This window comes from Limnobaculum allomyrinae (assembly GCF_016649425.1).
GTDB lineage: Bacteria > Pseudomonadota > Gammaproteobacteria > Enterobacterales > Enterobacteriaceae > Limnobaculum > Limnobaculum allomyrinae.
The window spans coordinates 786,117-799,130 of record NZ_JADRCR010000002.1 but is presented as its reverse complement, the minus strand read 5'-3'; the positions used below and the strand labels follow the sequence as shown (position 1 = coordinate 799,130).

The 13,014-nt window shown below is 41.0% G+C and carries 11 protein-coding genes, 1 tRNA gene and 1 pseudogene; 5 read left to right on the top strand and 8 right to left on the bottom strand.

The window, feature by feature from the left end; genetic code table 11:
* The 5 genes from I2494_RS07730 to I2494_RS07710 all read right to left on the bottom strand — a co-directional run.
* The coding region (locus I2494_RS07730) for a prophage tail fiber N-terminal domain-containing protein (protein WP_228350869.1) at nucleotides 1-618 on the bottom strand (618 nt) is incomplete at its 3' end.
* Between the two features lie 21 nt (nucleotides 619-639).
* Nucleotides 640-1,638: a DUF6453 family protein gene (locus I2494_RS07725; RefSeq protein ID WP_218466481.1), complete on the bottom strand. Its 999-nt coding sequence runs from the start codon at nucleotides 1,636-1,638 to the stop codon at nucleotides 640-642.
* Complete coding sequence (locus I2494_RS07720; protein WP_218466480.1) at nucleotides 1,638-4,400, bottom strand: host specificity protein J; 2,763 nt, start codon at nucleotides 4,398-4,400, stop codon at nucleotides 1,638-1,640. Before I2494_RS07720 ends, I2494_RS07725 begins: the two co-directional genes overlap by 1 nt.
* The gene (locus I2494_RS07715; protein WP_218466479.1) at nucleotides 4,333-4,770 is read right to left on the bottom strand and encodes a structural protein; all 438 of its coding nucleotides are present in this window, start codon (nucleotides 4,768-4,770) and stop codon (nucleotides 4,333-4,335) included. Before I2494_RS07715 ends, I2494_RS07720 begins: the two co-directional genes overlap by 68 nt.
* A complete protein-coding gene (locus tag I2494_RS07710; RefSeq protein WP_130593353.1) occupies nucleotides 4,760-5,095 on the bottom strand; it encodes a phage holin, lambda family in 336 nt (111 codons plus the stop codon). The genes I2494_RS07715 and I2494_RS07710 overlap by 11 nt, the downstream gene beginning before the upstream one ends.
* Nucleotides 5,096-5,213: 118 nt before the next feature.
* Between I2494_RS07710 and I2494_RS07705 the strand changes: the two genes are divergently transcribed.
* Nucleotides 5,214-5,675: an ECs1072 family phage-associated protein gene (locus tag I2494_RS07705; RefSeq protein ID WP_218466478.1), complete on the top strand. Its 462-nt coding sequence runs from the start codon at nucleotides 5,214-5,216 to the stop codon at nucleotides 5,673-5,675.
* A 1,472-nt stretch (nucleotides 5,676-7,147) separates the two neighbouring features.
* Nucleotides 7,148-7,585, top strand: a complete 438-nt coding sequence (gene uspF, locus I2494_RS07700) for a universal stress protein UspF (protein WP_218466477.1) — start codon at nucleotides 7,148-7,150, stop codon at nucleotides 7,583-7,585.
* A gap of 479 nt (nucleotides 7,586-8,064) precedes the next feature.
* Here uspF and I2494_RS07695 read toward each other — a convergent pair whose 3' ends face one another.
* A complete protein-coding gene (locus I2494_RS07695; protein ID WP_218466475.1) occupies nucleotides 8,065-8,847 on the bottom strand; it encodes an antitermination protein in 783 nt (260 codons plus the stop codon).
* Between the two features lie 158 nt (nucleotides 8,848-9,005).
* Nucleotides 9,006-9,725: pseudogene (locus I2494_RS07690) on the bottom strand (tyrosine-type recombinase/integrase); the annotation flags it as partial.
* A gap of 204 nt (nucleotides 9,726-9,929) precedes the next feature.
* On the opposite strand from I2494_RS07690, the gene I2494_RS07685 reads away from it, so the two are divergent.
* The 3 genes from I2494_RS07685 (at nucleotide 9,930) to caiE (ending at nucleotide 12,186) form a co-directional block, all read left to right on the top strand.
* Nucleotides 9,930-10,004, top strand: a tRNA-Arg gene (locus tag I2494_RS07685).
* Nucleotides 10,005-10,156: 152 nt separating this feature from the next.
* Nucleotides 10,157-11,470 carry a DKNYY domain-containing protein gene (locus I2494_RS07680; RefSeq protein ID WP_218466474.1) on the top strand — a complete coding sequence of 438 codons (1,314 nt, stop codon included), beginning with the start codon at nucleotides 10,157-10,159 and terminating at the stop codon, nucleotides 11,468-11,470.
* A gap of 116 nt (nucleotides 11,471-11,586) precedes the next feature.
* The gene (gene caiE / locus I2494_RS07675) at nucleotides 11,587-12,186 is read left to right on the top strand and encodes a carnitine operon protein CaiE (protein WP_218466473.1); all 600 of its coding nucleotides are present in this window, start codon (nucleotides 11,587-11,589) and stop codon (nucleotides 12,184-12,186) included.
* 447 nt (nucleotides 12,187-12,633) lie between these two features.
* Here the strand turns inward: caiE and I2494_RS07670 are convergent, their stop codons facing one another.
* Nucleotides 12,634-13,014: a hypothetical protein gene (locus I2494_RS07670; protein WP_218466472.1), complete on the bottom strand. Its 381-nt coding sequence runs from the start codon at nucleotides 13,012-13,014 to the stop codon at nucleotides 12,634-12,636.

Genomic DNA, 13,014 nt, shown 5'->3' with positions numbered 1-13,014 from the left:
CTGCTGTGCTAATTCTCTATCAGTTGAAACAGCCTGCTTATCATTGCTCACAGCGGCTCTATCTACTGCTGTGGACTGAGCATCTGCAGCAGTATTAGCTGCATTGTCGCTTGATGTTGCAGCGGACGCCGCTGCGCTGGTTTTAGAATTGCTTGAATCCTGAGCATCGGCACTGACTTGCTGCTGCTTTGCTGTTACATCGGTTTGAATAGAGCGAACGTCTGTCAGAATATCATCAACAAGTTCTTTATCTACTCTGGCTTCATCTGCCGCTTGTCGTGCCTCATCCCGTAACTGTTGGAACATAAGAACCAGTTCCGGGGTCAAATCACTTTCACCAGGTATCATTAGAAAATCATTTAAAGTACCCGGCAATGAATCGGCATACACATCAATACTACCAACTCGTTTCGGTGGAAATCCCCTGACATATAATGAAACGTCATACTTTCCCGGTTCGACCTGCATAGTGTATGCACCGGTAATATCAACCCCAAGGAGCGCATCAGTTTCAACAACAACGGTTAATGATGTTTTTTTACAGTGAAGTTCGATAGTACATTTCGGGATCGGTTTACCCATCCCATCGCGTAAAACGCCAGAGATTTTAATAGCCATGATTGACCTTTTAAATTGAGATTAGAAGTAGTCTGTTGCGTCCAGAACGGGAATGGTTGTACTGGTAATGCACCAGCGCGGCAAACCAACATAACTGCCGGTTGTAAAACTGCCGGTTAGCTGACTATGAGCAATAGCAAAACTATTGCCATTCATCGTTATTCCACTGCGATAGAGTAAATATTGGTTTCGTTGCCCTGTGATGAAATCAGCACCCGGAGAACAAACAGGTACCATCATTTGCTGAATACCTGCCGGAGCACCTACCCATTGCATACCAGTGCCTGGCATCGACACTTCGCCACGAAGCAATAAAGGCGTGTGAGCACTGGTAAAAGTTGCCTGCCCTGCTGTGTTGTAAATAGCAAAGCCATACTGAGGAATAGTGAGATTAAATCCGCTGGAAACATAAACTATATAAGCCTCCACGGTCGCCGCGTTACCACTAAAATCGGTTGCAATTACGCCGGTTAAATCCGCCGTTGGTGCCAGTGAAACACTGGGATTGGTAAAATTGGCAAATATTACCCCACTCCCTCGCCCCGGAATACCAGCAGGCAAATACCAGGTACCGCTGATAAGGACTCGGGCCGAATATGTCACAACGCCTGCCATCCCACTGTTCGTGATAGCAGAAAAATCCGTTGCATCCCATAGAGCCAGCCCATAGGCTCCTGTATTACCTGCCGGATAAATCTGCATCGCAGCAATTCTCATGTTGTTTGGTGTATCTGAATTAAACCGTGGGGTAACTTTACTACCTGAAATATCAAAATAAGTAGCGTATGTTAAAGCTGGATATGCGCCACCTGGAACTGGGTTAAAATTGGCAGTTATAATCGGGATCACATACATGGAAGTACCAGTTACATAATCCGTAAAATAGCAATTATTCCAGTCCTGCCAGTTAGGATATTGACCGTTATCCTTAACCCCTAAAAAAGAAGCGGCCCGTGCGCCGCTTGTTATATTGATTGTCTTTCCTGTTCCCTGACTGATTAAAAAACCATATTCAGCCATTACCAGAGTCTCCCGTTTCTTGTCATTAGTTGTCCATATTCGTTATAAACATCAACTGAACTGGAAGTAATCTGCAGGCCAACACCAGCGTTAGCATTACGGATTGCTACATTTCCATACTGATCAACAATGAATCGGTCGTTAATATTAAGTGTTCCCCCCTGAATGCTGGCAGCAACAAGGGCTCCGCCTCTGATTACCGGTGCATAAATTTCCGTACCGGCTACCAGCCGGTCGCCGCGAATAGTTCCCAGTGCAATCAGATCACCGTCAATAAACAACATAGGCGTGATCCAGTCAGTACCGTTATACATTCGAGAATCAGCCCGATCGACCTTGCCGGCACCATTAACGGAATAAAAGGTTAATACTGTATCAATACCGGGGTCGGTACCGAATGCCGAGCGGAAAAGCGCATTTGCAACTTCTGCACTTCCGGGGAAAACACCTGACGCTGATTTAATACGGAAAATACCACCAGCCCCATTCCCCAAATCATTTTTAGAAGAAACACTGGTACCATCCAATAGCTGGATTTCACCTTTTAAAATCAGCGTTTTTCTGTTGTTGTCCCAGTATAAATTCCGCTCAAACGAATCAGGATCGGTAAATGAAACAAAATCAGCAAGAAAATCGATAGCGCTGGCCTCATCGCCTGCCGTGATCGTGATACCGGTTACCCGATTATCTTTATTCACGACCAGCGCGGCACGGTCTTCCAGTAGCACGATGTTGCTGCTGTTCTCTTCTACCATTTCTGATAGCTCTTTCGCCCAGTCTAACTTTGGAATTTCAGGGCCAATCAAATCCAAAATATCTTCTGGCTTCAACTTCGTCCGCACTTGCTGGATCATCATATTAGACCGGCCAACACCATTGACGGCCTGCACTCCATACCAGTATTCTGTGTCCGGCGTACAGTTCACATCATTAAGAACGGTTGCCCGTCCAAGATAGTTTGATTGTGCAATGACCTCTGCCTCAGTCATTCCTTTATAGAATTCGTACTGAGTACCCAGGCTGGTTGGCTTCGTTACAACCGGTTTTATGGTTACGTTAAAGTTGCCTACGGTAACCTGAAGATGATCTGGTAATGACGGTGGACCAATCTCAAAGACTGTCGTTGTCTCTGTTCCAAGTTGTCCAGCAGGATTTTTACCCCGGATAGCTACGGAATAATTACCCAGTGGAAGGTTGCCACATAAGAATTCAGTATCAGACACGATTTCACGCTTATGCACCATATCTTCGCGCATCAGTTTCACATCGAACACTAAACCACTCATAACTCGTGGAGTGTCCCAGGTCATGCGGATCTGAAATACATCAGAATCTGGCATGGCTTCGATCTGTAAATGCTCAACTGGCGGGATCCTCCCGCTATATAACGTATTCGTGTCAGGATCAAAGACGGTACCATTATCAACCACGCCCTCTTTTTCTGGTACGTGCTGAATAGCTGAAATGGTATAGGTCCCCTCATCCTCAGATATCCCCATCGCCCTGAATAATCGCGGTTTAATTGTTGCTGTTGATAATGTCCACATCCCGTAATCGGTCATGCCATCAATGGCCCTGCCAAGTACCAGGATATTTGGTTCTGGATGGGAAAAAACCTGCACTTTTTGCGGGGCGCCATTATTATCGATGTAACCAAAAAAAGCCTGTTCATCATCAGTAATAACAACATCACGATCCAGAGTTACGGTTTGTTTTCCATCATCAATACTGACTATACGACCACCGATTCGGGCTCCGGCGAAATTGTTATCAGCAACTTCAATAATATCGCCGGGTAGATGTTTAATTCCCTCTCTACCAACCTGAAAACTGACTGTCTGTTTTTCCAGTCGCTCGGTTTCTAATATCCATTTCCCTGCCCGGTGAGCTTGGCCGCGAGAAGTACAGCCAAAAGCATCAACCTGGCTGACATTTAGTCCATATCGGGCGATCAACGTATCATCTGCAACATACTCTGTTGCTGTTTCCCACCCGTTATTGGGATCCACATAACGAACATGTACGGCAGTATGCCTAGCTTTTTGAGCGCTGGAAGAATAAGAGAACTTACCATCGATTACGTTAGCATTGCTGTAGCGCCAGACAGGATCAGACGGTCTGTCCATAACGCATGTCATCTGTAAACCATCCCAAACCGGCATAGCCCGAAACACCGATGCCAAATCATCCAGCAAATCTTTAGCCTGGCGCTGATCTGTGATGTAGGCATTGCACGTCATGCGTGGCTCTTTCCCACCAAAGCCATCATCAACCAGCTGATCGCAATACTGAGAAATGATATACAAAGAAAATTTATCACAGCCAAACTGGCCCAAACGTTTACCCAGACCGTACCGCTCATTGGTGACTAAATCATAAAATATCCAGGCTGGATTATTCGTCCAACTGGGTTTAAAAGTACCAGTCCATAATCCGTTATAAGTACGGTTTATTGAGTCGTAATTATCCGGAACCTGAACAATAAGCCCATCAATAAGATATTGACGGCTTGGTACCCCGTTAAACTGTTCAGAATCAAACTGAAGTCCAACAACGGCCGTATTGGGATAAGTGAGTTTTGTATCAATGATCTCGGTGTAACTGGACCAGACGGTTTTATTCTCCAGGCGAGAGGATGTGCTATCTTCATTCGTCCGGACAACTCGAATATTAAATGGACGAACTGGAAGATCATCAATAATGACTGATCGTAAAATCCAAGAGTATTCTGAGCTGAATAAACGCTTTTTCAAACGTCTCATCTGGATACTCGTGCCGGACAATAGCTTTAGCCAGCGCAATAGCTGTTTTCTTATCGCTTACACTGATTTCCTGCACCGGTGATACACCAAGGTCTTTAGCTACACCGTTAACGTACGCAGACGTGTTATTTTCGTTAGTCGGTGCCCAGCGGTTAATTAGTGCAGCTACTGTCCTTAATTTGTACTTCCGTTGATATGTTCCCAGTAATGACATTAATGCCCTGATACCATATTCAGCAGACTGGAACCGGCAGAAGCGTTTTTCTAATACCGAATCAAATGACAACTGACCTTTCCAGTTATTTTCCGGGTTGTAGTCGATATTGCCAGGATTGTTATTTCTAATACCGCGTGATTGATTAGCTGCCATTTGTGTTTGCCGCTCCTGATTTATTACTAATTAGTTTTTTCAGAACTGAGCCAATAAAATCAGTTCCCAGATACCCAATAAATACACTTGTTATTAATGCCCAGTCTGGCTCGACATTAATTATCATCAGGATATCTCTAATGAACCACGCGATTACTGAACACATAGCAGCATCAAGCATTACCTTTGCCTTTCCGCCACCTGCATAAGCCCCACGTAACAAAGCCATAAGAGCTGCTAATACAGCGCTCAGTAATTCGCCTCGATGTTCAGCAATCCACGCGATGATGGTTCCGTAAATATCTGGTTGTTTATACATACGCATATCCACCTCCGTTGGAAGTGTCCATTATTCGTTAAATTTAAAGAGAAATGATTATTCTTTAACCGGATGAGACATAGTGATATTTTTTGATATCCTATAAATTAAAAGGATAATCGTCATGAGCACATATTCAGATTTATGGCACGTCATCATTTCCAGAGTTGCAGACGTTAGAGGTATTGCTCACTCAAGTATTGGTTTTAAAAACTACAATAACGCCGATACTGTTAAGCTATATCTGCGATCTGCTCAGATTTTCACTCTAGAGCTAATACTGCATATTCACCGTTCAAAATATGGAACAAAATTTGAACCATTAAGCGGGATCAAAGCACTCCATCATTTAATTTTCATGAAAACTAAATGGAGAATCGAAGATATTGAAAAAATGTCTTTAAACCATTGTTTACTGGTTCTGCAAGAGGACATCCGGATAGATAAGCTACCGGCTGATGCTCAAGAATACCTCAGTTATCTGCCTGATTATTCTCTAACGTTTGATGGCTTTCTTGATAATGAGTGGGCTCCTGGGGAAAGCTCAGCTTTCCTTCATGATATTCAGGTTGATAATCACTTATAATCAAGTCAAGCTCTCCGAGCCGTTCTATCAGTGCGGCTCTTTCTTTTTTCAATTTTATATAGTAGGACAAAGCTATATGCTGCCGCCTCAACCATTCAACTAACTTATCTTCGGTTAAATCGCCAATACAAATGTACTGCTGAATATTTTTCATACGAATGACTCTAATAGAATTAGCCATCAGTCGTTTTCTGATATCAGTCGTTTTCTGATATCAGTCGTTTTCTGATAGATGAGGGAGTGTTGGTTTTGGCTGGGGCTGAATACGCCCTCATTTACGAGTCTTGAATTATTTCAATTTGAAACTATAACATTAGATAATCACTATAGAATGGCGAAAGAACATGAAAATAAGTAACTTTGAAAAAGCGTTTATTCTAATGACACTTGTCATCTTATGCCTATGTGCCATATCGGGCATTCTTGTTTTTAGCGTATATTAAAACTAGGTAGCTATTAGATCTTGGCTTGAGAAACTTAAGGGTTTTAAGAGTTGCCGGTGACTCAACTTAATTAAAAATACACTTAATGTTAAAAAAATAAGTAACATTGTTAAAATTATGTAATTAAATGTCACCGGCGTTTTTTTGATGAGGATATATCTATGAACATGTCACTTTCTGCTATTACCTTAGTTATTGCCATGTGTGCAGTATCAGTTACAACAGGGTGGATGCTGAATGACTTAGGTAAAGAAAAAACATACTTCACACTGAAGCAATGCCCAATCAGATAACAAAAAGCACCACACAATGGTGAGGGCAGGGTTAACCCTTAACAAGATTTTAAATCGTTACACCTGAAAATATCACTTCAGTTCATTAGAAAATATTATGCTTAGGCATATTTACAATATTATTGAAATCGGTATTATCTCTCTCGACAAGGCGTTTTATTTCCTGCCTTCTAAAGCGTCTTGTTCGTATTAAAAACTATATTCATAAATATGATATAACCACTAGCCATTAACCAGTCTTAAGTTGCAATTACTCAAGACTGGTTTTTTTATTCAATTTTTTGCCAATAAAAAAACGCTGAAGTGGATATCAACGAACTACCTCAAATTCTTGGGTAGTTCAAATTGGCGGAAGATTGAGGCGTCGAAACTATTCCCTGCAATGTAAGGCGGGAGTTTCATAGCCCATCAGGTCATGATGTAGCATGGCATGAATTGCAGCAATAATAGCAACCAATAACTCGCGAATATCCTAAGCGTTTTGCTTCTGTTACTGCAGCCTTACAATTACTAAATTCACCAAGCTCATGACACCTGAGCTTACCAGGTAAATGGACACACGTTTCAACATGCACTGTATGATGACCACAATCATCTGCTTCTGTATGAACAATGTATTTCATACTACCTCCGCTTTTTGTACACACACAGAAAGTATATGACCTAATTTAGAAATGTTGCCAACTTTCAGAGAATAACTACACTTAATTTGAGAGCAAAGCAAATAGGAGGTAATATGTATCACACGATTCTAGTACCCATAGATATTTCCACACCTGAGTTAACCCAGCTAGTTGTTCCTCATGTTAAAGCTCAGGTTAGCCTTAATGACACCGCTCGCGTTCATTTTCTAACAGTTATTCCCATTTTTCCTTATTATGCTTCGTTAGGGTTAGCCTACTCACCAGAGGCTCCTGATAATGAAATGATAAGAAGTGAAGCGTTATCACAACTGACTGAAGCAATAAAACCATTTAATATTCCAAAAAGCAGAATGGAAACGCATTTAGCTACAGGCTCCCCTAAAGATCGGATATTAGGACTTGCAGAATCTATTCAAGCAGACATTATCATTGTCGCTTCACATCGCCCAAGCATGGCCACTTATCTTCTTGGTTCAAATGCTGCTGCGATAGTTCGTTATGCAAAGTGCCCTGTTTTGGTAATTCGATAATTACCATATAGCCTAAAAAACGCGCAATTTCACATAAAAACTGCCCTTTTATTAACAGAACGACAAGTGGCGCTAAGGCATTTTACCCGACGCGCCATAAAGTTCCGTTCTACGGGGTGTGAAAGATCTCACTCAGACGTTTTCTCTTGCCGATCCGGCGCAGAAAAAGCTAACTCTTTTAACCAATCCCCAATAAGTGGACGCGTCTTTTTAGCCTCCAGGATCGACAGCTCTTCTTTTGTTAACCGTATGACTATAACTTCTGTTTTCAATTGATATGACATGAGGATATCCATTAGTTAAATCACGAGTCATACAAAATAACAGCCAAATAAAAAACCCCGTCATTTCTGACAGGGCTTAAATATGCGATTAGTGGTGTACAGCAAGAATTTCCCACTATTTAAATAATTTACGCCAAGTTTATGCAAAATGCAATATATTTAATTTAAAATATTGGCATCCATGCCGAACATTCATCATTTAGTTATTTTCTGAAAGACCGCTGCCGCTACTCCTTCTTCTACATCACATTTAGTCACCAGTAATTCATAAAGTGGTTTCCAGTTGCGCGACCATGAGGACTGAGTTAAATCAGGAATCAGTGCTTTAATCGCTTTATGTGCTACTGATGACGGCATCCGGCTATATCCCTTTCCCCCACATCGCTCACAACCTTTAATGACCGGTGCGCCAGTAACCTTTGTAGACTCACGATCGATAGCCTTCCCAGTTCCTTTACAGTTGCGGCAACGTTTATATATTACTCCTTTCCCGTTGCAGGGCTGGCAGAGTTCACGAACTATCTCTCGTTCAATGACTGGTGGTATTTTCTCTTCGCCATCAGCTCCGATGTACCCGGGATACTTCACAACATTCCGCCAAACTTCTACAGTCCCTTTTCCATAACAACTGTGACATGTCACACTGGCACCGGCAGAGTGGGAATATTCCTCATAAGCGAGAGTGGCCAGAATCTGCATACAACGAGCCATTCGACGGCCGGCAACTTTACCCACCAGCTTTGGAGCTTTCTGGTAAGCGTATTGAATTAGCTCATGGATGGCCTTTTCCTTGTCTTCAGCACTAATCCCTGTTTTACCCAGGAATGCAGATATACCGAAACTCGCCTTTGCTTTTGTCATCCCAATAGCAACCATGACATCAGTCCCCGTAAGACGGTCTGCTGACGTTCCATTAGGAGTGTCAGTGATAATTATCCCTTGCGGGCTAAAATGCTTTAGCGAAGATTCAAGTTTCATCAGCCACACTCCCCCACCAGATTAAGAATGATGCTGTTGGTTCTTTCACCTAAATCATTGAGAAGTTCATTATCCAGAACCCATTTGCAGACGTCGATTGCCTCCTGTCGGCTAACAGGTTTGATAGTAGCTAAAAGTTTTTCCAGATAATTCTCGCGATCGGATAGTCTCGCACCCCAAAGAAGCAATAATTGATGAAGCACTTTGTTTGATGAGGTAATTTTGGAGTTCTCCAGTGCGATCCATATTTTTGCCAGTTCATTGTAAGTTAAGACACGATTACCAACATCTGGCTTTTTCCCTACGGCTTTTACACTAAGTTTAGTTAGCTCACATGATGGGATTAACTGGCGGCTAATACACCAGTTAATAACTGAACGGAGTTGCAGTAATAGTACTCTCGCCTTCTTACTGTTTTTCTTTTCATGCTTATCAAAAAATTTAACCCATTGGGAAATTGGGACACTGGCTACTGGCATGTCTTTAAATTCTGTGTACATGGTGTTGTACACGACGGACTTGTATAACGTTTGGGTATTGGGTTTTAACCCCTTTACATATTTATCCCACCAGTGATCTAAACATTCTTTTAATGTCAGCTCTCCGTCATTGCGGGCGAAATAGTTTTTTGGATTAACTCCCTTCATGTACAATTCGCGCATGCTCCCTACGATGACGCGAGCGTCCTTCAGTGTAGTACTCGGATATCGACCTACTGTTAATCGTACTGGCTTTCCGTTCCATCGATATCTGTATTGAAATGTTATTGTTCCCATGGGAGTAATGCGTACACTGAGCGCGTCTCCATCGGTTAGTTCAGTAGGGCCGCTATACGGCTTACCATGAATGCTTCGCAGTTTGGTATCACTAAGAGACATACATTATATCCTGTACACATTGCATGGCTCCATTCTGTACTCAATCTGTACACATTGACAAGTGAAGGAAGCAATAGCAAATGAAAATAAACAGGAATGGAAAGGAATAAAGGGAAAGAAAACGCAGCGCTAAGCTTGATGAATAGGGGAAAGATACGCTAACATAGAAAAGAATAGGAAAAGTAAGAAAACCTTAGAAAACAAGTCCCCGTAGTTAAATGGATATAATGAGCCCCTCCTAAGGGCTAGTTACAGGTTCGATTCCTGTCGGGGACGCCATTTCGATGCTAATCCATATAAGCCTACGTCAATAAAATCATTCAATCAGGCTCAGGAATCAATATAAATTACCATCCCTAAGCAGGGATATATCTAAAAGCCCTGTTACATTTATCTGCCATTACAACACCAGCAGCATCAAGGAAGATAAGATGAAAGTGAGCATATTGATCAGCATTATTGCTTTATGGGTATTCCAACATTCAGCTCAAGCTTGCTCTCCTGCATTTATTGAATATCGTTATAAAGCTAAAAATGGAATGTTACTTTATGAAAAGACGAATATTAATCAAACACCATCCGAAGTTAACAGGCTAAAAAATGTTAACTTAAAAGCGTTTCATCGGGTTCATTCCTTATCTAAAAATAATAAAAATTGGATTGATGGCGTACGATTCTTTGGCGATCCCAATTACTTTACTGATAATGTTCGTGTGTTTTTTGACGGAGAAATACTGACTAACTCACCAGAAGAACCAGCTGTTGATGCCAAAAGTTTTACTCAGCCTTTTGATAATCTGGCTTTTGCGGTTGATAAGTTCAGTATCTATTATCAGGGAAAACGTAGTGATAATAATACCGGCATTAGTCACGTTGACTTAGCAACGTTAAAACTAATTGATAGCTATATCATGATGGATAAAAATAACCTTTATCATGCAGGTCAATATATTGGTGTATCGAAAGGTTTTCAGGTATTAAAAAGTAAAGCTTATGGCGATGGAGCCTCTTGTCATCATGGTGATAACATTATTTCACGTAATATGAATAAGGTATTTGTTGATGGTATTCCCATCTCTGCTGATGCGGATACTTTTAAAATTGAACGCTGGATGCCAAATATTCTACTGGATTACTCTGATAAGAATGGGTTACACAGTTATTACTATAATAATACGGAACAGGAAGTTAAAAACCTGTTAGCTCAAGATGTTGAATATCTGACACAAGGTTTTTACCTATCAAGAAGTAAAGTGTATTACACACAATCTCAAAATAGAAAAACGCGAGAATGGCAACTAACTGAAATTCCGGACGCCAATCCAGAGTTTTTTAAAGTGATCAACCAACGCGTAGCAACTGATGAAAATCATCTATATATACTGAAAGGAGAATTTGATTCTCAAAGCCAGTTGTCACTACAGACGATGACATTAAACTCCCCGCCAGAACAAACTTCAATGCCCTATCATATTGAACCCTCAAATATTTACTTTATTAATCAAGGCGGTGTTCAGAAGTTTACATTGGACGGTGAGTTTATTTCATTAAGTGACTATTTTGGTCATGATGATCGTCATATCTATATTTTTGGCCCATCATATACTCGTACCCCGGCCCGACAAATTAAAACCAATGATATTCATAAGATACAATTGACCGATCCTGACTATGCTTATAGTAACTTACTGACCGCCGAGGGAATTTACCTTTATGACGGAGGCTTTCAGGCAACCCCAAAATAACTGCTATATAACTCACCAATATTGAACATAAGTATTATATAACTCACTTAATTCTATAGTATTCAAAGTACTTTTATTGGAGTTAAAAGTCATAAAATTGACTATCGGAGTTGCCAGTGAGTTTTTATTCATTTGAAGGATTAATACCTGTTGTTGACCCTGACGCATATGTACATCCAACCGCGGTGCTGATTGGAGATGTCATCGTGGGTAAAGGTGTATATATTGGCCCGAATGCTTCTTTGCGCGGTGATTATGGTCGGTTGATTCTGGAGGATGGCGCTAATCTTCAGGATAACTGCATTATGCATGGCTATTGTGACAGGGATACCATCGTTCATTCATCCGGTCATATTGGGCATGGAGCTATATTGCATGGATGTATTATCGGCCGTGATGCCCTGGTGGGAATGAATAGCGTGATTATGGATGGAGCAATCATCGGTGAGGAAAGTATTGTTGGTGCGATGAGCTTTGTTAACGCTGGATTCATTGGTAAGAGCAGGCAGTTATTAATGGGAATTCCGGCAAAGTACGTGCGTGATGTTTCAGATGATGAACTCTACTGGAAGCGACTGAATACCTTAGAATATCAGGATCTTGTTTCCCGCTCACAATTATCACTGCGTGAAGTGACTCCTCTGGAACAGATGGAGCCTAATCGACCCCGGCTGAAAGGGACTACGGAGGTTAAGCCTAAAGGGGAGATGGGGTAGTTCATATTATTTTGTAGCACCAGCGGTTCAAAGGTATTCAGATAATAGACAAAGAACCGGCTATCCAGTTTGGCATTCGCCCCTGTCGCCATTAGCGAGAAACTGACTTCTGCCGCCAGCGCGTCTCCGTCCCAAATAAAATAGGTAATCTTCTCAACCCGATCATTCATATTGATACAGGTTTTACGGATACGTCGCCTTAACGCATCATAATGATACTGATAATGCTCACCCCGCTCTCCGGTACGATAAAAAACGGAGAGACTACACTAGGATTTAGGAATTCATATACGACCTGTCTTTGTGGTTTACAACATTACTCAAAAACAGATTGTTATTCGAAATTATTAACGATACCTATAAACCAATTACTATTCATCTGTAGAAATACAATTTCTACATGACCAATTCTGTTAAAATTAAAACCTAAAAATCTAATCGGCCGATTTACTCCTTTATAAAATAAATTGGCATTTTTCTTCTTCGGTTTCCTTCAGGAACACCCAATGAATTACTTATAATAAAATCACCGAACTCTGAAGGATAAAAATCTCCTTTAGCCAAAAAATCCGTGATTTTATATATCGCATACTCTAATGTTTCTTCTGAAAACCAAAATGTAATCCTGTTATTTTTATAAAAAACATAATCCTCATCTGAAAATAAATTTATTTCCATCGTGCAAATTTGGTTTTTTATATTTTCTCTTATATTTTCAATAATAGGTACCTCAATAGTAGCCGTCTCCAGTTTTCTAAGTAAATAAAGTGAATTATCACTATTAAATAAAAAGTTAATACCATTATAACTTTTATAAAAACATATCAT

Coding starts and splice junctions, on each gene's coding strand:
- I2494_RS07715 (WP_218466479.1), bottom strand. CDS start 4,770: ATGGCAGCTAATCAATCACGCGGTATTAGAAATAACAATCCTGGCAAT.
- I2494_RS07705 (WP_218466478.1), top strand. CDS start 5,214: ATGAGCACATATTCAGATTTATGGCACGTCATCATTTCCAGAGTTGCA.
- I2494_RS07695 (WP_218466475.1), bottom strand. CDS start 8,847: ATGAAACTTGAATCTTCGCTAAAGCATTTTAGCCCGCAAGGGATAATT.
- uspF (WP_218466477.1), top strand. CDS start 7,148: ATGTATCACACGATTCTAGTACCCATAGATATTTCCACACCTGAGTTA.
- I2494_RS07720 (WP_218466480.1), bottom strand. CDS start 4,400: ATGAGACGTTTGAAAAAGCGTTTATTCAGCTCAGAATACTCTTGGATT.
- I2494_RS07725 (WP_218466481.1), bottom strand. CDS start 1,638: ATGGCTGAATATGGTTTTTTAATCAGTCAGGGAACAGGAAAGACAATC.
- I2494_RS07680 (WP_218466474.1), top strand. CDS start 10,157: ATGAAAGTGAGCATATTGATCAGCATTATTGCTTTATGGGTATTCCAA.
- I2494_RS07710 (WP_130593353.1), bottom strand. CDS start 5,095: ATGCGTATGTATAAACAACCAGATATTTACGGAACCATCATCGCGTGG.
- I2494_RS07670 (WP_218466472.1), bottom strand. CDS start 13,014: ATGATATGTTTTTATAAAAGTTATAATGGTATTAACTTTTTATTTAAT.